We start from the raw sequence: 20,864 nt of genomic DNA, 5'->3' as shown, positions 1-20,864 counted from the left end.
TCTCCCTTTCTCTTTCAACGAACAGCGAATTTTGTCAAAGGATGATGAATAGAAGAGTGAAAGTGGGGAAACGGATTTGAAGCAAGAACAGCATAATGAACTAGAACGTTCCATGAAAAGCAGGCATCTCTTTATGATTGCCTTAGGCGGCGTCATTGGTACTGGTCTTTTCCTTGGGTCAGGACTCATTATCCATCAGGCTGGACCCGGGGGAGCCATTCTATCCTTTATTATTGGGGGATTGTTAATGTATTTGGTGATGCTCTGTCTTGGAGAATTAGCAGTGGCGATGCCGACAGCGGGTTCCTTTCAAGAGTATGCAACCAAATATATAGGCCCGTCCACAGGCTTTATGATCGGCTGGCTTTATTGGTTTAGCTGGGCATGTACAATTGGACTGGAGTTTACGTCAGCAGGCATTTTGCTCCAAAGGTGGTTCCCAGATATCCCTGTTTGGCTGTGGTGTCTTGCATTTAGTGTGATTTTATTTGCCGTGAATGCCATCTCAGCTCGCAGCTTCGCTGAAACCGAGTTTTGGTTTTCAGCCATTAAGGTCGCTGCCATCCTATTATTTATTATCATTGGAATTGGCGCAATTTTCGGAATGATTCATCTGAAAGATGGAGAACCAGCCCCTCTATTTCGTCATTTGACGGATCATGGCGGACTATTTCCTAACGGCGTTTTTGCTATTTTATTAACCATGGTCACGGTCAATTTCTCCTTTCAAGGAACAGAACTTGTAGGGATTGCAGCAGGAGAGAGTGAAAGCCCTGAAAAAACATTGCCGCGATCTATACGAAATATTATTTGGAGAACGATGGTCTTCTTCGTTTTATCCATTGCAGTTCTGGCCGCTCTTCTTCCGTGGCAGACAGCAGGCACTGTCGACAGCCCGTTTGTCGTCGTGCTGGACAAGGTCGGCATACCATATGCTGCAGATATCATGAATTTTATCATCATCACAGCCGTCTTATCTGTAGCAAACTCTGGATTATATGCATCATCACGTATGCTCTGGGCGCTTTCGAAAGATGGGAAAGGTCCCGACTTTACGAAAAAACTGTCCAAGCGTAAAATTCCGATCAATGCATTATTGGTGACAATGGGTGTATCTGCACTATCCCTGCTTACAAGTGTTGTAGCACCAAAAACGGTGTATGTATGGCTCATTTCAATTTCTGGTATGGTCCTTGTTGTGGTGTGGATGTCTATTTGCTTGTCTCAGTATTACTTTAGAAAACAATTCATAAAGGCGGGCGGAGATGTAAAGGATCTCGTCTTCCGAACACCGCTCTATCCATTTGTTCCATTAGCAGGCTTTATCGCATTTGGCATCGTCCTCATCAGCTTATTTTTTATCGAGGATCAGCGAATCGGCCTTTATTGCGGAATCCCGTTCATGGCTGCCTGCTACATTATTTATTATCTCAAAATCAAACCGAAGGAAGAGGTAAAACAGTTTGGAACCATCACAAAAACATAAGCAGGTCCTGAAAAAAATGTGCATGCTGATATCACCAGCATGCACATTTTCAATCGTATATTCATTCTATATAAAGGAAATAAATATTTTGAAAAGAAATATCATCGCAAGAACCTTGATGACAAGCAGGTTATCGGTGAAAATGTGTCTATTTTTTGTCTAAATGTGTTTCTAAGAGTTGAAAATGCAAGATTATCCTGTTAAAATAATTAAAGAAAGCAGGGATTGATTTTTTTTGGCTGTGGCGGGACGTTTTTTGTCACAGTGGGACGTTTTTAGTCCAACGTGAAAAGAAAGGGTCGTTAGCCATGAATCGTTTATTGGAAGCTCAAAAAAAATTATTGCCAGATCTTCTCATCGTTATGCAAAAACGCTACGACATTTTGCAGTACATCAGATTAGCTGAACCAATTGGCCGCAGAAGTCTTGCGACGAGTCTTGGTCTCAGTGAGCGTATCTTACGTGCTGAAGTTCAGTTTTTAAAAGAACAAAATCTGCTGGATGTCAAAACGAGCGGCATGATGCTGACGAGTGAGGGTCACGCTTTGCTTGAAATGCTTGAAGGAATGATGAAGGACGTTTTAGGTTTAACTTTTTTGGAAAATACATTAAAGAGAAAGTTAGGCCTGGAAGAAGTCATGATCGTTTCTGGTGACAGTGACGAATCCCCGTGGGTGAAGCAAGAAATGGGAAGAGCTGCTGTCCAATGTATGAAAAAAAGGTTTACTGGAAATAATATCGTCGCCGTCACTGGCGGAACGACGATGGAAGCCGTTGCCGAAATGATGACCCCTGATGCCAAAAACCGCGATATGATGTTTGTCCCTGCGAGAGGCGGTCTTGGGGAGAATGTAAAAAATCAGGCAAACACTATTTGTGCCCACATGGCTGAAAAAGCTTCCGGTACTTACAAACTGCTGTTTGTTCCAGGACAGCTGTCAGAAGGTGCATACTCTTCCATTATTGAAGAGCCGTCCGTCAAAGAAGTGCTTCAAACGATTAAATCGTCCACGATGCTCATTCATGGTATTGGTGAAGCAAAAACAATGGCGATGAGACGAAATACACCAGCTGAAGATTTAAAAAAGATTGATGAGCATGACGCAGTGACAGAGGCCTTTGGCTATTACTTTAATCGTGATGGTGAGGTCGTACACAAAGTGCACTCCGTCGGCATGCAGCTAGATGATCTAGAAAGCATTCCACATATCATTGCTGTTGCAGGTGGATCATCAAAGGCGGGGGCGATTGAAGCTTATTTCAAAAAACCACGCCGAACGGTTCTCGTCACAGACGAAGGAGCCGCAAAAGAGTTATTAAGGGAGTCAATTGATCCCTCAATATAAAACATTGTGACCTATAAAAGGAGGAAACATCATGGCAGTAAAAGTCGGTATTAACGGATTTGGACGTATTGGACGTAACGTATTTCGTGCAGCATTAAATAATCCTGAAGTTGAGGTAGTAGCGGTTAACGATCTAACAGATGCTAACATGCTTGCACACCTTTTACAATATGACTCTGTTCACGGAAAACTAGATGCAGAGGTTTCTGTAGACGGTACAAACTTAGTAGTGAACGGTAAAACAATCGAAGTATCAGCTGAGCGTGACCCTGCGAAATTAAGCTGGGGTAAACAAGGCGTAGAAATCGTTGTTGAATCTACTGGATTCTTCACAAAACGTGCAGACGCTGCGAAACACTTAGAAGCTGGCGCTAAAAAAGTCATCATCTCTGCTCCTGCTAACGAAGAAGATATCACAATCGTTATGGGTGTAAACGAAGACAAATACGATGCAGCTAGCCACGATGTCATTTCTAATGCATCATGTACTACAAACTGCTTAGCACCATTTGCAAAAGTACTTAACGATAAATTTGGTATCAAACGCGGTATGATGACAACTGTTCACTCATACACAAATGACCAGCAAATTCTTGACCTTCCGCACAAAGACTACCGTCGTGCTCGTGCAGCTGCGGAAAACATCATCCCAACTTCTACAGGTGCTGCGAAAGCTGTTTCACTTGTATTGCCTGAACTTAAAGGTAAATTAAACGGTGGCGCTATGCGTGTTCCAACACCTAACGTTTCTTTAGTTGACCTTGTTGCTGAATTAAACCAAGATGTAACAGCTGAAGACGTAAATGCAGCGCTTAAAGAAGCAGCTGAAGGAGAACTTAAAGGAATCCTTGGCTACAGTGAAGAGCCATTAGTATCTGGTGACTACAATGGTAATGCAAACTCTTCAACAATCGATGCTCTTTCTACAATGGTGATGGAAGGCAGCATGGTGAAAGTGATCTCTTGGTACGATAACGAGAGTGGATATTCTCACCGCGTTGTTGACCTTGCAGCTTACATTGCAAAACAAGGTCTTTAATTTCTCACACTGAAGGAACTCACTTGGTTCTTTCCTAGAGACACGATATAATGAAGACGGACAAGGGAAGGGGAAGCATCCCTTTCCCTTTTTCTCTGTTTTTATCCGTTCTGCACGATTTCTCGTTTTGATGAGGGCAAAATGGGAAAAGGATAAAGAGAGTCTTGTCCAATGCGTAAGGAAACCAGAATAAAGGAGGATCTCCTGACGAGCATGAATAAGAAATCAGTAAAAGACATTGACGTAAAAGGTAAAGTTGTGTTCTGCCGCGTAGATTTTAACGTTCCAATGAAGGACGGAGAAGTGACGGATGATACTCGTATCCGCGCAGCATTACCAACGATTGAGTATTTAACAGGACAAGGCGCAAAGGTACTGCTAGCTAGTCATTTGGGTCGTCCGAAGGGTCAAGTTACTGAAGAACTGCGTCTGACACCTGTGGCAAAACGTCTGCAAGAGCTTCTTGGAAAAGAAGTGAAAAAAGCAGATGAAGCTTACGGCGACAACGTGAAAAAGCAAATCTCTGACTTAAAAGAAGGAGATGTGCTAGTGCTTGAAAACGTTCGTTTCTATCCTGGTGAAGAAAAGAACGATCCTGAATTATCAAAAGCATTTGCTGATTTAGCCGATGTGTATGTCAATGATGCGTTCGGTGCTGCACACCGTGCACATGCATCGACAGCAGGAATTGCAGCTTATCTTCCGGCTGTTTCGGGCTTCCTCATGCAAAAAGAGCTTGAGGTGTTAGGAAAAGCCATTTCAAATCCTGATCGCCCATTTACAGCGATTATCGGCGGCGCAAAAGTAAAGGATAAAATCGGTGTGATTGAAAGTCTTCTTGATAAAGTAGACAACCTCATCATCGGCGGCGGACTTGCTTACACATTTGTGAAAGCACTTGGTCACGAGGTAGGGAAATCTCTATTAGAAGAAGACAAAGTCGATTTAGCGAAATCCTTTATGGACCGTGCAAAAGAAAAAGGCGTGAACTTCCTGATTCCAACAGATGTTCTGGTAGCCGACGACTTTTCAAATGATGCGAATACAAGCATTGTGCCAATCTCTGAAATTCCAAGTGATCTAGAAGCACTTGATATTGGAACAGAGACAAGAGAAAAGTATGCTGACGTTATTAAAAACAGCAAACTTGTTGTCTGGAACGGACCAATGGGTGTATTTGAAATCGATGCATTCGCTAAAGGAACAAAAGCAATCGCAGAAGCACTGGCAGAAGCAAAAGATACATATTCTGTCATTGGCGGTGGAGATTCAGCAGCAGCTGTTGAGAAATTTGGTCTTGCCGATCAGATGAGCCATATTTCTACAGGCGGCGGCGCTTCACTTGAATTTATGGAAGGCAAAGAACTTCCTGGTGTTACTGCATTAAACGATAAATAAGACCAAAACTGCTATAAGGAAGTGTCAATCATGAGAAAACCAATTATAGCTGGGAACTGGAAAATGAACAAAACACTTGGCGAAGCAGTCAGCTTCGTTGAAGAAGTTAAGTCATCTATTCCATCTCCTGACAAAGTGGAATCCATTGTCTGTGCGCCAGCTCTTTTCCTTGAAAAGCTAAACAGCCTATCAAACGGAACAGACCTTAAAATTGGTGCACAAAACATGCACTTTGAAGAAAATGGTGCATTCACTGGTGAAATCAGCCCTGCTGCTCTAAAAGATCTAGGCATCGGCTATTCAGTGATTGGGCATTCAGAGCGCCGTGAATTCTTTGCAGAAACAGACGAAACAGTGAACAAAAAAGCACATGCTGCATTCAAGCATGGCATCGTTCCAATTATTTGTGTAGGTGAAACGCTTGAAGAGCGTGAAGCTGGCAAAACAAATGAACTTGTCGCTGATCAAGTGAAGAAAGCACTAGCTGGTTTAACGAAGCAGCAAGTGGCTGAATCTGTGATTGCCTATGAGCCAATCTGGGCTATCGGTACAGGAAAATCTTCTACAGCGAAAGATGCAAACGATGTTTGCGCACACATCCGCCAAACCGTTGCAAGTGAATTTGGTCAAGAAGCGGCAGACAGCCTTCGCATTCAATATGGCGGAAGCGTGAAGCCGGCAAATATTAAAGAATATATGGCAGAATCCGATATTGACGGTGCTTTGGTAGGCGGCGCAAGCTTAGAACCTCAGTCTTTCGTTCAATTATTGGAGGAAGGTCAATATGAGTAAGAAACCAGCAGCATTAATCATCTTAGACGGGTTCGGTTTAAGAGGCGAAACAGTCGGTAACGCTGTCGCACAAGCAAAAAAACCGAACTTTGACCGCTACTGGAACGAATTTCCGCATCAAACCTTAACGGCTTCAGGTGAGGCAGTAGGTCTCCCAGAAGGTCAAATGGGGAACTCTGAAGTGGGGCATTTGAACATCGGTGCAGGACGCATTGTGTATCAAAGCTTAACAAGAGTGAATGTTGCCATTCGTGATGGGGAATTTGAGAAAAACGAAACGTTCCTAGAGGCAATGACTTATGCAAAAGAGAATGACAAGGCGCTTCATTTATTTGGTCTCTTGTCAGACGGCGGTGTGCACAGTCACATCCAGCATCTTTTTGCCCTGCTGAAGCTGGCGAAAAAAGAAGGCTTAACAAAGGTATACATTCATGGCTTCTTGGACGGACGTGACGTTGGTCAGAAGACAGCCAAAGTGTACTTAAAACAGCTGGAAGAACAAATCAAAGAAATCGGTGTCGGTGAAGTGGCAACACTTTCTGGACGCTATTACTCAATGGACCGTGACAAACGCTGGGATCGTGTGGAGAAAGCGTACCGCGCGATGGCGTATGGTGAAGGCCCAAGTTATCAAAACATCTATGATGTCGTTGATGACTCCTATGAAAATGGAATCTACGATGAATTCGTTATTCCATCTGTCATTACGAGAGAAAATGGTGAGCCGGTTGCCAAAGTAAACGACGGCGACTCTGTGATTTTCTATAACTTCCGTCCAGACCGTGCCATCCAAATCTCGAACACTTTCACAAATGCGGATTTCCGCTCGTTTGACCGCGGAGAAGCTCATCCGAAGAATTTACACTTCGTCTGCTTCACACACTTCAGTGAAACGGTTGACGGCTATGTTGCCTTCAAACCAGTGAATTTGGATAACACAGTAGGAGAAGTGCTTTCTCAAAACGGATTGAAACAGCTGCGGATTGCTGAAACAGAGAAATATCCTCACGTGACGTTCTTTATGAGCGGTGGCCGTGAAGAAGAATTTCCTGGTGAAGACCGCATCTTAATCAATTCACCAGATGTGGCAACCTATGATCTCAAGCCGGAAATGAGCGCTTATGAGGTAAAGGATGCACTTGTTGCAGACATCAATGCTGACAAGCATGATGCGATCATTCTGAACTTTGCTAACCCGGATATGGTTGGTCATTCAGGTATGCTTGAGCCAACAATCAAAGCTATTGAAGCAGTAGATGAGTGCTTAGGAGCTGTAGTCGACGCAATCCTGGCAAAAGGCGGACATGCCATCATCACGGCAGACCACGGTAACGCAGACGTGCTAATTACCGAAGAAGGAAAGCCGCATACTGCACATACAACGAATCCTGTGCCAGTCATCGTGACGAAAAAAGGTGCGACGCTTAGAGAAGGCGGCATTTTAGCCGATCTATCTCCAACGCTTTTAGACTTACTTGGTCTTGAAAAACCAAAAGAGATGACCGGAACATCATTGATTCAAAAATAACAAATTGATTCAAAAGGAGAGAAATTAAAAATGCCATACATTGTTGACGTATATGCACGCGAAGTATTAGACTCTCGCGGTAACCCAACAGTTGAAGTAGAAGTTTACACAGAATCTGGCGGCTTTGGCCGTGCGCTTGTTCCAAGTGGTGCTTCTACTGGTGAATATGAAGCAGTAGAACTACGTGACGGAGACAAAGACCGTTACCTTGGAAAAGGTGTTCTGACAGCTGTAAACAACGTAAACGAAATCATTGCACCAGAGCTTTTAGGCTTTGATGTAACAGAACAAGTAGCGATCGACAAAATGTTAATCGAACTTGACGGAACAGAAAACAAAGGGAAATTAGGTGCAAACGCAATCCTTGGCGTATCTATCGCTGTAGCACGTGCGGCTGCTGATTTCTTACAAATTCCACTTTATCAATACCTTGGTGGATTCAACTCCAAAACGCTTCCAGTACCGATGATGAACATCGTCAACGGTGGAGAGCATGCGGATAACAACGTAGACATTCAAGAATTCATGATTATGCCTGTAGGTGCTCCAAACTTCCGTGAAGCACTTCGCATGGGCGCTCAAATCTTCCATAGCCTGAAATCTGTATTAAGCGCAAAAGGCTTAAACACAGCTGTAGGTGACGAAGGTGGATTCGCTCCAAACCTTGGTTCTAACGAAGAAGCACTTCAAACAATCGTTGAAGCGATCGAAAAAGCTGGCTTCAAACCAGGTGAAGAAGTGAAACTTGCAATGGATGCTGCATCTTCTGAGTTCTACAACAAAGAAGACGGTAAATATCATTTATCAGGCGAAGGTGTTGTGAAAACATCTGCTGAAATGGTTGACTGGTATGAAGATATGGTATCGAAATACCCAATCATCTCTATCGAAGACGGCCTTGATGAAAACGACTGGGAAGGTCACAAACTATTAACTGAACGCCTTGGCAGCAAGGTTCAGTTAGTAGGAGACGACTTGTTCGTTACAAATACGAAGAAGCTTTCTGAAGGAATCAAAAACGGCGTTGGTAACTCAATCCTGATCAAAGTAAACCAAATCGGTACATTAACTGAAACATTTGATGCAATCGAAATGGCAAAACGCGCAGGATACACAGCTGTTATTTCTCACCGTTCTGGTGAAACTGAAGACAGCACAATTGCAGACATCGCTGTTGCAACAAACGCTGGACAAATCAAAACAGGTGCTCCGTCTCGTACGGACCGTGTGGCGAAATACAACCAATTACTTCGCATCGAAGATCAATTGGCTGAAACAGCACAATATCACGGCATTGCAACATTCTATAACTTGAATAAATAATGTCAGCTATGCGCTGCGTTCCACTCTTTTATGAGAGCGAGACGCAGCGTTTTTTTGTTGAGAAAAATCCGTTGGCTAATTCATTTGACTTATCCTATTTCTGTAAAACCTCCTCCTTCAGTTAGAGAAGAAGTCAAAACCCCCTCCATTTATAAGCACTAAATCATGAAAATTCGTCTAAAAATATGATCTGAAATGAACTTATGCTTTCTGTAAGGGGGTGGTATCATTTTACATATATTAGGGGGTGATGAGATGCTGAATCCTTTTAGCCTTCGTTTTCCAGTAGGTGTGTATATGTATGTCCTTCACCTGTTGGCGGCATATGATGAAAGGAAGCAACGAATTCTAACTTCTAAGAATGTACAGAAAAACGCATTTTGGATTTATGTCCTTGCCGCTATATTGGGCATTATTTCACTTGGGGCATTGATTTGGGCATGCAAGACCTTTGGACAGGGCTCGAAATTTTTAGGAGAGTTCAAATTACTAGGCATGTACGTTAAAATCCAGTGCGGTTTTTAAGCAGGGATGAGAACAGATGCAAGGTCATCTGTTCTATCTGAATCAAACGGAGGGATATGATGCTGACATTACAATTAAAAGAAAAAACATATAGCAGCACCTTCTCTCTCCGCAATATTCAAATAAGTGTCGAGAAAGGGCAGATGCTGCTGCTTTTGGGGCATAATGGTGCGGGAAAGACAACGATGATCCAATCCATGTTTGGGCTGACGCCATTTATAGGATGCGTCACTTTACATGGTAAACAGCTGAACCTTCAATCCTCAGAGCATATTTCCTTGTTGAAAAAACATGTTTCCTATATTCCTGATGACCATTCGTTGTTCGATTATTTATCGCCGAGGGAATACTTTCAATTACTTCAGCTGCCAAATGAGCAAGATGTCACACGGGAAGAGACGTTTATTGATCTGTTTGAGCTGGGGTCGTATATGGATCAGCCTATCGCTCAGCTGTCTCATGGCAATCAAAAGAAAACGCAGATCATTTCACAGCTCCTCAGGCCATGTGATTATTATGTGTTCGATGAGCCAACAAACGGACTTGATCCAGATATGATGATCATCTTAAAAAAGGTGCTCATGAAGCTGAGAGAGCAAGGCGCTGGCATTCTCATTTCAACCCATCATTTGAGTTTTGGTGATACGCTTTATGACCATCTCATGATCTTGAGAAATGGTGACGTCAAGCTGGATATGTCCCGCCAAGAATCGAATCAGACATTTCCTCATCAGGCACTTGAAGAGATTTATAAAGAAGTGAATCGAGATTACTATATGCAGGTGGAGAGGTTACTCAATGATCTGGACACGACACGTTCTTCATAAAATAGAATGGGGGATGCTGACAACGAAAGTTAAGCAGCTCGCAAAAAAGTACCCTATAGAGCTTCTCGCAGCAGCGGCTTTTTTCTTGCTCATGTATGCGATATACGTCGTTATCAGCCTGCGCTTTTTCATGCAGGCAGGAGAAAGCGAGCCGGCTGCTCTATACCTCCAATTGATGAAAATGACGCTTTTACTTTTAGGCGCAGGCATTGTGTTATCCCGCAATAAATTAAAGCGCCAGGAATATCAATTCTACTTTTTGAATAGTGCGATACAAAGTGTGCCATTTGTCCTTTGTGTATATTTCTTTCCGATGCTCTTTTGTTTCCTCGTGGTTGGACTGCTTTTTTTACCGATTGTATTAGGCCTTTTGATCAGCGGTGTTACGCCATCTCTGTATTGGATAACGGTTGTATGCATGACTTGCTGTGTACTGGCGCTGTTTGCGCTTGCTTCTTGGATGGTGATGCGGATTGCTGTGAGCTATTTCGTATCAAAAACAAAAGAGCATTTGCTGCTGCAAACGCTCGGCTTTGTGGTGCTGAATCTATTGGTATTTCTCCTTTTGCAAAAAGCAATGGAGATGATCCGCGTATGGCCATTCATCTATCTCATATTTCTCGTGATCCTCCTAAGCGCTGGCTGGCTATGGCTGAAGGGGTTAGCGGCTTCTTATGTTCATCAGATGTTTTTGCAGCTGAAAACAGAGGTGAAGTCGTTTTCTTATAAGAAAATCAGAACGCAATCTTCCTTTCTGACGCAACTGCGGCAGGAATTGGTTTATTTCAGCCGTTCAGCTATTTTTAAAGAACAGGGCATTTTGTTTCTATTTCTCGTTTGTTTGACGGCGGGGCTGCCTTTTGTTTTTACACCGGTAGAAACTGGATGGCTGTATGCATTTATTGTGCAGTATGCGTTAAAGGAAATATTGATCATGCTTCCGCTGATGATTGGCAGAGAATATCATATGAATCAAAGGGCTATTTTTATGTTAAATACATCAAAGGGCGCTTATTTATTGTCGAGAATTTTATTTTATTACGCTATTAATTTGTTGACATATTTTGTGTTTATTGGGCTTGTATCTATAGTGATAGGCATTGAAAGTGAAGGCCATGTCCTTGCAAGTTTGTCCATTTTGTTGATCACTGCCATGGCGTCCTGTACCGGATTTATCGTGAAGATCAGTGAGTTTAATAAACTGTTTGTCATCGTGATGATGATTGCTGTATTCAGCTTCATCGATATGCTTTTATTGAAGTGGCTTTCAACAGATGTGTATCTTCTCGCCACCGCCTATCTGCTAGGTTCACTTGCATTTTTTAGCTGTATATATGCGGTCATGTTAAAGAGGCCTGTCTTGCGATGATAGAGCTTGTGTGTAGTTTCCTAGCGGTTGTGCTGATACATGAACTCGGTCATATGCTGATGATCATGGTGTGTAACAAAATTGAAAAAAGGCCGCTCTTTGATTTTGTGATAACGATTGATTGGAAGCATGTGGCGGTCGTCCATGAGAAATTTATCCGGCCGAGCTTCAATATGATGGTGGCACTTGCAGGCCCGCTCTTTCCGGTGCTTTGTTCGATTGTGCTTTTTATGATATGGAAGCATCCGGTAAGTCATCAGCTGCTGTTTTTTTCTTTACTAAATACGGTGATGCTGCATCCAGCTTGCCCAGACGGGAAAAATATCACAGCCAGTTTAAAAGAGATGAAGGAGAGAAAGAGATGATTAAAGTATTTCATTCGTTTTCCAGCGGTTTAACACTTGCGATGCTGTATGTATTTGCTGTGTTTATGACCCCTGTTTTTTTACTGCTGCTAGAGGTCAATCATGTTGAATCAAGTCCAACAATGTTTGGCATGCCATTTTATATCATGAAAATTGAAGAGTATCAATTCAGTTCAGAGGCGACGCTTTTTGGATGTGTGGTCTGCTTTTTAGCTGGCGCCGTGCTCTATTTTTTTATTCAATATGTGAAGCATGTGGTGAAAAAGCGTAGAACATAAAAAAAGCAGACGGAACAAAACATCAGTCTGCTTGCAAAGTGAGTGAGAGCCGTACCATATCCATACACTGAATGCCATTTTCAAAAATCGGTTCATCATAATGCTTAAGAAAGAAATCGTGGTCAATAGATGTCATACGGAAGCCACATTTCTGATAAAGTGCGAGCTGCTGGATACTCGAGTTACCTGTGCCGATTTCAATCGTGTGAAAGCTGGCGGCTTTCGCTTCAGCAATGGCATGGCGGATCAGCTGCTTTCCAATTCCTTTTCCTTGCCATGATTCCTTCACGGCGATATTGATGATTTCGACTGTCTGCTGAGACAGAGATAAAAGCACATAGATACCAATCACGTCCTGTTCATGATACGCGGCATAACAAGAGCCGGATTGCACATAGTTAAGAACCTTTTCCTTTGAAGGATCAGCTAAGAGTAAAAGATCCATAGGGGCAGATTGATCACCTGACAATGACAATGGCCGAATTTGTATCATGTTTTTCATCCTTTCTATTCTTTAATATATCCTTGTTTCACACCCCAATCATATTGATCCTGTACCCATTGTGAGGGCGGATTGTGGGTGACATTTGGGTCTTTTTTGATAGTTGTTTTCCTTGGAGTCTGTGAAGTCTGCTTATTCGCTTGAGCAGTGGCTTTCGCTGCTGTCAGCTCTTTTTGAAGCTGGGCGATTTTTGCCTCAAGCGCTTTACGCTGTTTGACTTCTTTTTGATAGGCTTTCTTTTCTTTTTTGAGCTTTTTCGTGATGATAGACAGTTTCTTTTTTTGATCTTCGTTTTTATGCTTCATATCTGCTTGATTTGATTTTAACTTCGAAAGCTGCTCAGTGTTCGTTTTGCTTTCTTGCTGATGTTTTTCCTCTGATGCTTTGATGGACTGCTGCTGCCAAACAATCCAGCCGGCTGCTCCTAAAACCACAGCACATAAAAGGATGATGGTGATCGTTTTCTTCATGTGTCATTCCCCTTTCTTTAAACCTTTATTATCATCGGTTAAATATATACAGGTTTTAACATCACAAGGGAATATTCACATCATATTGGCAGACACTAAGAAAAAAGGAGGGTGTCTGTTGATTTCCTTTATGATTCATGTCGTGGTCTCATTATTTGCTGTATCAAACCCCATTGGAAACGTGCCTCTTTTTATCACCTTAACTGAAGGGTATACAGAGAAAGAACGCTCCCAAACAGCCAAAAAAGCCATTGTGGTCTCTTTCATTATTTTGGTTGCCTTTTTATTGGCAGGGAGGCTCATTTTCAAATTGTTTGGGATCGATATTCATGCACTCCGTATCGCCGGAGGTATTTTCATTTTTGGTATCGCTTACAATTTACTGAATGCAAAGGAGTCACATGTCCAAAACCCTCATTCTGAGGAAAAGGCAGAAAGCAAAGAAAAGGCGGATGTCTCGGTTACGCCGCTGGCGATTCCGATCATCGCTGGTCCCGGTACAATCGCTACAGTGATGAGCTTAACCCCGGGAAGTCAAGGGATGCTTCACATGTTTGCAATTTTAATCGGCATTGTCATCGTACTGGCGATGACCTTTTATGCCTTTCATTATTCAAGTTTCATTATGCGAAAAATGGGGAAAACAGAGATGAATGTCGTGACGCGCTTAATGGGATTAATTCTTGCTGTAGTGGCAGTTGAAATGATTGGTGCGGGCTTAAAAGGGATGTTTCCGATGTTTATGTCATAAGTGTATATAAAAAAGCTGTTTTTTCTACAATGATGTAAAATAAAACAGCTTTTTTTAAGGTTTCGGCACATGCTTAAATACTTCTTCACTCTCAAAGAATTCAATTAAGCGGCTAATCCAATCATAGTAATCAAGACTTTCCTTGATTTCTGAAAGAAGCAGATTGATTTTATCCTCTGTCTCTTCTGGCAGGTCGTCCTGTTCAAGCAATTCCAGCAATTCCTTGCACGTTTTCTTATGTGCTTTGCGGTTTTTGCTGACAACTCGGGACCAATTGGCTGCAAACAAGGAAATAAACGTTTGGTATTGATCTTGCTCAACGTCATAAAGATCTTTACGTATTCCTTTTTCATAAACCTTTTCCGCAATATTCAAATCGAGCATTTCTCGAACGACTTGACTCATTCTCGTTTTGCTCATGCCTGTCGCCTCTGATAGCTCTCCAAGCGTCATTGGTTTACGGTTCATGTGAATGATACCAAGCACTCTACCTACTGTAGAAGAAAGACCAAAGGCATTCATGTTCTCGGCAGCTTTTTCAATATAATGATCCTGTGCTTTTTGAATGGCGCCTAACGCTTGCTTGTCCACTCCCCGATTCATCCCTTCACGACTGACAATTTGTAACACAATATATCATATACCTGTTTGTTGATGAAAACAATAAATATTGAGTATTTGCTCGTAATTTGGAGGAAAAAGGAGAGATCTCTATCTAGCAGGACATTAACTGAAAATTTTAAATAAATGTTATGCAATACAAACACATCATAAACTTTTTATTTTATAAAGTTTGCACTATAATAAATAAGGTGTAAATTTTCTGAAAATATTGATCCGACTAATTGGAGGTGTCTCATTTGCTGAAACTAGAGAATGTATCTAAGACGTATAAAGGCGGAAAAAAAGCTGTCAAAAATATTGATTTAGAAATAGCAAAAGGAGAATTTATTTGTTTTATTGGACCGAGTGGCTGTGGTAAGACAACAACCATGAAGATGATCAACCGACTCATCGAACCTTCCTCAGGAAACATCTTCATCGAGGGAGAAAACATTATGAAAAAAGATCCAGTTCAATTAAGAAGAGAAATTGGCTATGTGATTCAGCAAATTGGACTGTTCCCCCATATGACCATCGCACAAAACATTTCACTTGTTCCAAAGCTGTTAAAATGGCCGGAAGAAAAACGAAAAGAACGGGCACGTGAACTGCTGAAGCTTGTCGACATGGGACCGGAATATTTAGAGCGCTACCCTCATGAACTCAGCGGAGGACAGCAGCAGCGCATCGGTGTTCTTCGCGCACTAGCAGCGGAACCCCCTCTGATCCTCATGGATGAACCATTCGGAGCACTTGATCCAATCACACGAGATTCATTGCAGGAAGAATTTAAGAAACTGCAAAAAACGTTAAATAAAACCATCGTATTCGTCACACATGACATGGACGAAGCCATTAAACTAGCTGATCGAATTGTGATTTTAAAAGATGGAGAGATTGTCCAAGTAGGTACGCCTGACGATATTCTGCGGAACCCTGCCAATGAATTCGTAGAAGAATTCATCGGCAAAGAACGACTGCTTCAATCGAACCCGAACATGGAACGTGTAGAACAAATGATGAACACGTCACCAGTCACCATTACAGTTGAAAAAACATTAACAGATGCCATCTACATCATGAGAGAAAAGCGGGTCGATTCCTTGCTTGTAGTAGATGAACATCATGTGCTAAAAGGCTATATCGACATTGAAACAATCGATGCGAACCGCAGAAAAGCAGCTTTCGTTGGTGATATTTTAAATACAGAGTTCTATACCGTACAAGAAGGCGCACTTCTAAGAGACACAGTCCGGAAAATCTTAATACGCGGCATTAAATATGTACCGGTTGTGGATGCAGAAGGGCACTTAAAAGGCATTGTGACACGTGCAAGTCTTGTAGATGTTGTGTACGACTCCATTTGGGGAGACGATACGCCAGCGGCTGTCACTGAAATGAATTGAGGGAGGTGTACACATGGATCAAATCATCGACTTTCTAGAGAAAAATGGTGGGGAACTCCTTACAAAAATGTGGGAGCATTTATATATTTCCTTAATTGCTGTTGTGCTCGGTATTCTTGTTGCCGTTCCTTTAGGTGTGGTTCTCACACGAATGAAACGAGGCGCAGGTTTTATCATCGGTATCGTGAATATCTTTCAAACACTCCCTAGTTTAGCGATTCTTGCCTTTTTTATTCCTATTTTGGGGGTTGGGAAAATACCTGCGATCGTTGCTCTCTTTTTCTATTCGGTTTTACCTATTTTAAGAAATACGTATGCCGGGGTCCAGGGTGTGAACAAAAACTTGATTGAATCCGGTAAAGGAATCGGGATGACAACATGGGAACAAATTCGTCTTGTTGAACTCCCGCTTGCTGTACCGGTCATTATGGCAGGTGTCAGAACGTCAACGATTTATTTGATTGGCTGGACAACACTAGCAGCCTTTATCGGTGGAGGCGGTCTAGGTGACTACATTTTGATTGGACTTCAGCTGTATCAGCCGGAATTTATTATTGCGGGTGCGATCCCAGTCACGATTTTAGCAGTCATTATCGACCTATCATTAATGAAGCTGGAGAAAAAAGTAACACCAGAAGGCTTAAAAGGATTGAAGGAAGTTTCATAAGGAGTTGGCTTATGTGAAGAATCGAAAAACAAAATGGATCAGTGCACTGCTTGCCGGATGCTTGCTATTGATAAGCGGCTGTTCACTTCCTGGACTAGCCGGCTCCTCAGGGGGCACGCTGCGAATTGGAGCACAAAACTTTACCGAATCAGAAATTATGGCCTATATGGTTGGCGATATGATCGAACATTACACAGATAAAAAGACGACCATTGTGAAAAATCTAGGTTCCAACACTGTACAGCAGAAAGCAATGGAAAACGGAGACGTCGACATCTCTGCCACAAGATATTCAGGCACGGATTTAACAAGTACGCTTGGAATGGATGCAGAAAAAGATCCGGAGCGTGCGATGGAGATCGTCCAAAAAGAATTTAAGAAACGCTATGATTACAAATGGTTTGATTCTTATGGATTTGATAATACGTATGCCTTTGCCGTGACGCAGAAGATGGCGAAGGAAAACAAGCTAGAAACGGTCTCTGATTTGAAAAAGAATGCGAACAATTACCGATTTGGTGTCGATAACGTATGGCTTAAAAAGAAAGGCGACGGCTATAACGGGTTTGTGAAAACATACGGAATTAAATTTGGCAGCACATATCCGATGCAAATTGGTTTAGTCTATGATGCATTAAAAAATGAAAAAATGGATATTGTGCTTGCCTATTCAACAGATGGACGAATCAAAGCCTATAACCTCAAAATTTTAAAAGATGATAAACGGTTCTTCCCGCCATATGATGCATCACCAGTAGTCCCGGAGAAAGTCTTAAAAGAAAATCCAGGGCTTGAAAAGGTGATCAACAGGCTGATCGGAAAAATCGATACAGAACAAATGCAAGAGCTGAACTATCAAGTCGACGGGGAGCTTCAAGAACCAGCAACCGTTGCAAAGAATTTCCTAAAAAAACACAATTATTTTGAGTAAGATGGGGAGGTGTGACGGCTGATGGACACACTGCAGCAATTATGGACGTATTATCAGCAGAATGGGTCATATGTGTTAGAAGAATTTTATCGGCATTTTCTCATGTCGGCGTATGGGGTGTTGTTTGCGGCGATTGTCGGGATTCCAGTAGGCATCTTTGTGGCGCATTACCGCAAGCTGAGCAATTGGGTCTTCGCCATTACCAACGTCATTCAAACGATACCGGCATTAGCGATGCTTTCCGTATTGATGCTTGTATTAGGTCTTGGCGCAAATACAGTCATTCTATCACTCTTTTTATATTCGCTTCTGCCGATCATCCGAAACACGTATACAGGCATTGTCAGCATTGAACATGCCTATTTAGAATCAGGTAAAGCGATGGGCATGACGAAATGGCAAGTGCTGAGAATGGTTGAATTACCGCTTGCTTTATCAGTCATTATGGCAGGTTTAAGAACCGCACTGGTCATCGCCATCGGTATTACAGCGATTGGAACATTTGTGGGCGCGGGAGGTCTTGGTGATATCATCATCAGAGGATCAAACGCCACAAACGGAACAGCCATCATTTTAGCAGGTGCGATCCCAACGGCACTCATGGCTATCATTGCTGACCTTGTCATGGGCTGGCTCGAACGCTATTTAAGCCCGACAAACAAGAAAAAAGAAAGAAAAGCGTTAGCTGAAAAAAACATCACATCTGCTTAAGCGGTTGAAAAGACAAAACCTCCCTTACATCTGTAAGGGAGGTTGTTTTATGATGATCAGGCAGTTCACATGCTTGTTTTTTATGATTCAAGCGTGATCCATTCAGAGGACCACTTCGCAATTTCTTCAAAAACGGGTGCAAGTGAACGCCCCATATCTGTTAAAGAATACTCTATGCGCACGGGTGTTTCAGCAAAAACCTCCCGTTTTACAATACCTGCTGCCTCCAGCTCTTTTAATCTCTCAGATAATACTCTACCGCTTAAATTTGTCAGGGCTGCCTCAATTTCACTAAAACGCTGCTGACCTGAGAGAAGCTGAAAAACAATCAGTGCCACCCAGCGTTTGCTCAATAACTCAACTGCTTTTTCAAACCGCGGGCACATGTCAGATTGATTCATCTTCCTTCACTCCAATCTGAACCCATTATACCGTAAATCTGTCATAAATCGGCGTAAAAAGCTTGTCAATGATGAAAACATTTATGAGGACGACCGGCTGTTTAACATAAATAACAAATAGCGGTTGAGGTCCTCTATTTCTTTTTTCGAAAGGGTCGACCATATGTCACCATCAAATATTTCGAGATCATCAAGTTCATATTGCGCTGCAGCTTCCTTTATTTTGGATAAAGCCAGATCCTCTTCCTTGATCTGATGGATAGGAGAGACTTCCTCAATATAGCCAGCAGCCTGCATCATGTCTTCATAAGGTACCTTTAACGCACCAGCTAGCTTTTTAATCGTAGGAGGTTTCGGAATGCCGCGTTTCCCGTTTTCAATACGAGAAATACCGGCAGCGCTGACCTCAGAATACATCGCTAATTGGTTTACTGACAGCTTCTTTTCTTCACGTAATGCTCTTAAATATGCACCAAAGTTCATCAAGGCAAAACCTCACATGGTTATAGATTCGATATGTCTATTTTACTTGATTTGTTGACTATTGGCAATAAGGATACCATGAAAATATTGACATTAGTTAATGGTGGATGTACATTAGGTTTATGCCCCGCTATTTGTTCGCCTTTTTTTGGTTGATGAGCGTGAGAAAGTATTCATTCAGCTGGCTGATGTCTTGTGCGGAGAGCCTTTCCCATTTGTCCCCGTCAAAAATGGGAAGATGTTCTACATCCTTTTGAAGCGCCGTTTGATAGATTTTTAACATGGACTCATATTTCGGTTTCATTTCATGAACTTGTTCCTGTTCAATATGACCGGCAAGCAGCATTAAATCCTCATAAGGCACCTTCAAGGCGTGTGCTAATTTTTTGATGGTTAAAGGCTTTGGCACACCGCGCTTTCCATTTTCAATACGAGAAATACCAGCAGCGCTTACACCTGAATACATGGCAAGTTGATTGACCGACATTTTTCTATTTTCTCTTAAAATGCGTAATTGTTCACCAAAGTGATTCATGACATCGAACCTCACATTTCAGTATATGACTTATTTTAGTATGATCATTGACCAAAGGAAATAGCAGAGGGGTAAAAGTGTTGACATAAGTTAATGAACTTCTTGATGTGAGAGCCTTACATGTTGTACATATTGATTCCATAGGAGGTTGTAATGATGGTCGAAAAGATTCAGATCAGGCGGGCTTTTGTCATGCAGTATATGATCGAGAACGATATGTCGTTAAATCAGCTCGCTGATGAAATTGGCATCTCTCCTGCCACACTTAGCAGGGTATTAAATGGTCATCGGAAACCAGGACAGCTTGTCATTGGCAAAATGATTCATTACTTTGATAAAAAATTTGAAGATCTATTTTACTATGAAAATGTTGACAAAAGTCAATAATTGATATCATCACCAAGGAGGAAATGTCATTGAAAAGGACTGGGATGGTCAGACACATTGATTCTCTCGGCAGAATTGTTCTGCCCTCAGAAATGCGCAAGGTACTCAATATTAAAGAAGAGCAGCTGTTAGAAATTTTCATTGAAGATCAAACCATTATGCTGAAAAAATATGATGCAGATAAGAGCTGCCTGCTAACGGGACAAGTGACGAAGTACAACAAAAGCTATGGAAATGGAAGCGTGATGCTGAGTCCTGAAGGAGCTGAACGTTTGTTAGAAGAATTAAAACAGCTATTGAAGGAAGAAGCAACTCATTAAAAATGAGTTTTTAACCGAAAAATTGCATAAAAAAATGCTGCAGCCAGCACTTTGGAACGAAATTGTATCAAAATAACGAATCAAGTCGACAATATATAGGAAATCTTTATTTTGATGTTTCGTGACATGCACCTTGTTTTCATGTAAAATAAAGTTATGTGTACCAGTTTGTCTGGAGGTGTTTTCATGCACGCATTTGTTATCACATTACTCGTAATTGTCAGTATCGCACTTATCATCGTTGTATTACTACAATCAAGTAAAAGTGCTGGACTGTCAGGCGCTATTTCAGGTGGAGCCGAGCAGCTTTTCGGTAAACAAAAAGCGAGAGGCCTTGACTTGATTCTTCACCGATTAACGGTTATTTTGTCAGTGCTTTTCTTCATCTTAACACTTGCATTGGCATATTTAGGCGTGTAAA

General features: G+C 42.0%; 26 protein-coding genes. 20 read left to right on the top strand and 6 right to left on the bottom strand.

Annotation, left to right across the window (positions count from 1 at the left end; translation table 11 throughout):
* Positions 1-112 precede the first annotated feature (112 nt).
* From ACP69X_RS01600 to ACP69X_RS01545, 12 genes are all read left to right on the top strand, one after another.
* On the top strand, positions 113-1,486 hold the full coding sequence (locus tag ACP69X_RS01600) for an amino acid permease (RefSeq protein WP_052468279.1): 1,374 nt from the start codon (positions 113-115) through the stop codon (positions 1,484-1,486).
* Positions 1,487-1,794: 308 nt separating this feature from the next.
* Positions 1,795-2,832: a sugar-binding transcriptional regulator gene (locus tag ACP69X_RS01595; protein WP_041088211.1), complete on the top strand. Its 1,038-nt coding sequence runs from the start codon at positions 1,795-1,797 to the stop codon at positions 2,830-2,832.
* Positions 2,833-2,863: 31 nt separating this feature from the next.
* Entirely contained in the window at positions 2,864-3,871 is a 1,008-nt protein-coding gene (gene gap / locus ACP69X_RS01590) for a type I glyceraldehyde-3-phosphate dehydrogenase (protein WP_007500174.1), read from the top strand.
* A gap of 213 nt (positions 3,872-4,084) precedes the next feature.
* Positions 4,085-5,269: a phosphoglycerate kinase gene (locus tag ACP69X_RS01585; RefSeq protein WP_024426073.1), complete on the top strand. Its 1,185-nt coding sequence runs from the start codon at positions 4,085-4,087 to the stop codon at positions 5,267-5,269.
* A gap of 30 nt (positions 5,270-5,299) precedes the next feature.
* Positions 5,300-6,061, top strand: coding sequence for a triose-phosphate isomerase (gene tpiA / locus ACP69X_RS01580; protein WP_017359213.1), 762 nt, complete (start codon positions 5,300-5,302; stop codon positions 6,059-6,061).
* A complete protein-coding gene (gpmI, locus tag ACP69X_RS01575) occupies positions 6,054-7,589 on the top strand; it encodes a 2,3-bisphosphoglycerate-independent phosphoglycerate mutase (protein WP_073979002.1) in 1,536 nt (511 codons plus the stop codon). The genes tpiA and gpmI overlap by 8 nt, the downstream gene beginning before the upstream one ends.
* 30 nt (positions 7,590-7,619) lie before the next feature.
* Positions 7,620-8,912, top strand: a complete 1,293-nt coding sequence (eno, locus tag ACP69X_RS01570) for a phosphopyruvate hydratase (protein WP_003212752.1) — start codon at positions 7,620-7,622, stop codon at positions 8,910-8,912.
* A gap of 255 nt (positions 8,913-9,167) precedes the next feature.
* Complete coding sequence (locus ACP69X_RS01565) at positions 9,168-9,437, top strand: hypothetical protein (protein WP_039181508.1); 270 nt, start codon at positions 9,168-9,170, stop codon at positions 9,435-9,437.
* Positions 9,438-9,496: 59 nt separating this feature from the next.
* The gene (locus tag ACP69X_RS01560) at positions 9,497-10,264 is read left to right on the top strand and encodes an ATP-binding cassette domain-containing protein (protein ID WP_305960612.1); all 768 of its coding nucleotides are present in this window, start codon (positions 9,497-9,499) and stop codon (positions 10,262-10,264) included.
* Positions 10,236-11,633 (top strand): hypothetical protein, encoded by a 1,398-nt coding sequence (locus ACP69X_RS01555; RefSeq protein WP_426052356.1) that lies wholly within the window; start codon positions 10,236-10,238, stop codon positions 11,631-11,633. Before ACP69X_RS01560 ends, ACP69X_RS01555 begins: the two co-directional genes overlap by 29 nt.
* On the top strand, positions 11,630-11,998 hold the full coding sequence (locus tag ACP69X_RS01550; protein ID WP_305960614.1) for a hypothetical protein: 369 nt from the start codon (positions 11,630-11,632) through the stop codon (positions 11,996-11,998). The genes ACP69X_RS01555 and ACP69X_RS01550 overlap by 4 nt, the downstream gene beginning before the upstream one ends.
* Entirely contained in the window at positions 11,995-12,276 is a 282-nt protein-coding gene (locus tag ACP69X_RS01545; protein ID WP_048237467.1) for a hypothetical protein, read from the top strand. The genes ACP69X_RS01550 and ACP69X_RS01545 overlap by 4 nt, the downstream gene beginning before the upstream one ends.
* Before the next feature lie 22 nt (positions 12,277-12,298).
* Here ACP69X_RS01545 and ACP69X_RS01540 read toward each other — a convergent pair whose 3' ends face one another.
* Complete coding sequence (locus ACP69X_RS01540) at positions 12,299-12,769, bottom strand: GNAT family N-acetyltransferase (RefSeq protein ID WP_426052355.1); 471 nt, start codon at positions 12,767-12,769, stop codon at positions 12,299-12,301.
* 14 nt (positions 12,770-12,783) lie between these two features.
* Positions 12,784-13,248 carry a hypothetical protein gene (locus ACP69X_RS01535; RefSeq protein WP_426052354.1) on the bottom strand — a complete coding sequence of 155 codons (465 nt, stop codon included), beginning with the start codon at positions 13,246-13,248 and terminating at the stop codon, positions 12,784-12,786.
* Between the two features lie 118 nt (positions 13,249-13,366).
* Here ACP69X_RS01535 and ACP69X_RS01530 point away from each other — a divergent pair, with 118 nt between their 5' ends.
* On the top strand, positions 13,367-13,999 hold the full coding sequence (locus ACP69X_RS01530) for a MarC family protein (protein WP_047202979.1): 633 nt from the start codon (positions 13,367-13,369) through the stop codon (positions 13,997-13,999).
* Between the two features lie 54 nt (positions 14,000-14,053).
* On the opposite strand, the gene ACP69X_RS01525 is transcribed toward ACP69X_RS01530, so the two are convergent.
* The gene (locus ACP69X_RS01525) at positions 14,054-14,590 is read right to left on the bottom strand and encodes a GbsR/MarR family transcriptional regulator (protein WP_024426065.1); all 537 of its coding nucleotides are present in this window, start codon (positions 14,588-14,590) and stop codon (positions 14,054-14,056) included.
* A 269-nt stretch (positions 14,591-14,859) separates the two neighbouring features.
* On the opposite strand from ACP69X_RS01525, the gene ACP69X_RS01520 reads away from it, so the two are divergent.
* The 4 genes from ACP69X_RS01520 to ACP69X_RS01505 are packed head-to-tail and all read left to right on the top strand — an operon-like array spanning position 14,860 to position 18,317.
* Positions 14,860-16,008 (top strand): betaine/proline/choline family ABC transporter ATP-binding protein, encoded by a 1,149-nt coding sequence (locus tag ACP69X_RS01520; RefSeq protein ID WP_039181485.1) that lies wholly within the window; start codon positions 14,860-14,862, stop codon positions 16,006-16,008.
* Between the two features lie 13 nt (positions 16,009-16,021).
* Positions 16,022-16,675 (top strand): ABC transporter permease, encoded by a 654-nt coding sequence (locus tag ACP69X_RS01515; RefSeq protein ID WP_041088230.1) that lies wholly within the window; start codon positions 16,022-16,024, stop codon positions 16,673-16,675.
* A gap of 13 nt (positions 16,676-16,688) precedes the next feature.
* Positions 16,689-17,606 carry an osmoprotectant ABC transporter substrate-binding protein gene (locus tag ACP69X_RS01510; RefSeq protein WP_041088231.1) on the top strand — a complete coding sequence of 306 codons (918 nt, stop codon included), beginning with the start codon at positions 16,689-16,691 and terminating at the stop codon, positions 17,604-17,606.
* Positions 17,607-17,627: 21 nt separating this feature from the next.
* The gene (locus ACP69X_RS01505; protein ID WP_034280931.1) at positions 17,628-18,317 is read left to right on the top strand and encodes an ABC transporter permease; all 690 of its coding nucleotides are present in this window, start codon (positions 17,628-17,630) and stop codon (positions 18,315-18,317) included.
* Between the two features lie 80 nt (positions 18,318-18,397).
* Here the strand turns inward: ACP69X_RS01505 and ACP69X_RS01500 are convergent, their stop codons facing one another.
* From ACP69X_RS01500 to ACP69X_RS01490, 3 genes are all read right to left on the bottom strand, one after another.
* Positions 18,398-18,718: a winged helix-turn-helix transcriptional regulator gene (locus tag ACP69X_RS01500; RefSeq protein ID WP_024423485.1), complete on the bottom strand. Its 321-nt coding sequence runs from the start codon at positions 18,716-18,718 to the stop codon at positions 18,398-18,400.
* Between the two features lie 81 nt (positions 18,719-18,799).
* Positions 18,800-19,201 (bottom strand): helix-turn-helix domain-containing protein, encoded by a 402-nt coding sequence (locus tag ACP69X_RS01495; RefSeq protein ID WP_041088232.1) that lies wholly within the window; start codon positions 19,199-19,201, stop codon positions 18,800-18,802.
* A gap of 130 nt (positions 19,202-19,331) precedes the next feature.
* Complete coding sequence (locus ACP69X_RS01490; RefSeq protein WP_034660010.1) at positions 19,332-19,736, bottom strand: helix-turn-helix domain-containing protein; 405 nt, start codon at positions 19,734-19,736, stop codon at positions 19,332-19,334.
* Between the two features lie 153 nt (positions 19,737-19,889).
* Here ACP69X_RS01490 and ACP69X_RS01485 point away from each other — a divergent pair, with 153 nt between their 5' ends.
* From ACP69X_RS01485 to secG, 3 genes are all read left to right on the top strand, one after another.
* Positions 19,890-20,123, top strand: coding sequence for a helix-turn-helix domain-containing protein (locus ACP69X_RS01485; protein ID WP_024719830.1), 234 nt, complete (start codon positions 19,890-19,892; stop codon positions 20,121-20,123).
* A 29-nt stretch (positions 20,124-20,152) separates the two neighbouring features.
* The gene (locus ACP69X_RS01480; protein WP_039181465.1) at positions 20,153-20,443 is read left to right on the top strand and encodes an AbrB/MazE/SpoVT family DNA-binding domain-containing protein; all 291 of its coding nucleotides are present in this window, start codon (positions 20,153-20,155) and stop codon (positions 20,441-20,443) included.
* A 186-nt stretch (positions 20,444-20,629) separates the two neighbouring features.
* Positions 20,630-20,863 carry a preprotein translocase subunit SecG gene (secG, locus tag ACP69X_RS01475; protein WP_003212746.1) on the top strand — a complete coding sequence of 78 codons (234 nt, stop codon included), beginning with the start codon at positions 20,630-20,632 and terminating at the stop codon, positions 20,861-20,863.
* The last annotated feature ends 1 nt before the right edge of the window (position 20,864 follow it).

Source organism: Bacillus sp. DC4300-2b2 (assembly GCF_049895685.1).
Classification (GTDB): Bacteria; Bacillota; Bacilli; order Bacillales; family Bacillaceae; genus Bacillus; species Bacillus safensis.
Note: the sequence above shows the minus strand (reverse complement) of the source record. Positions and strands in the feature narration are given on the sequence as shown.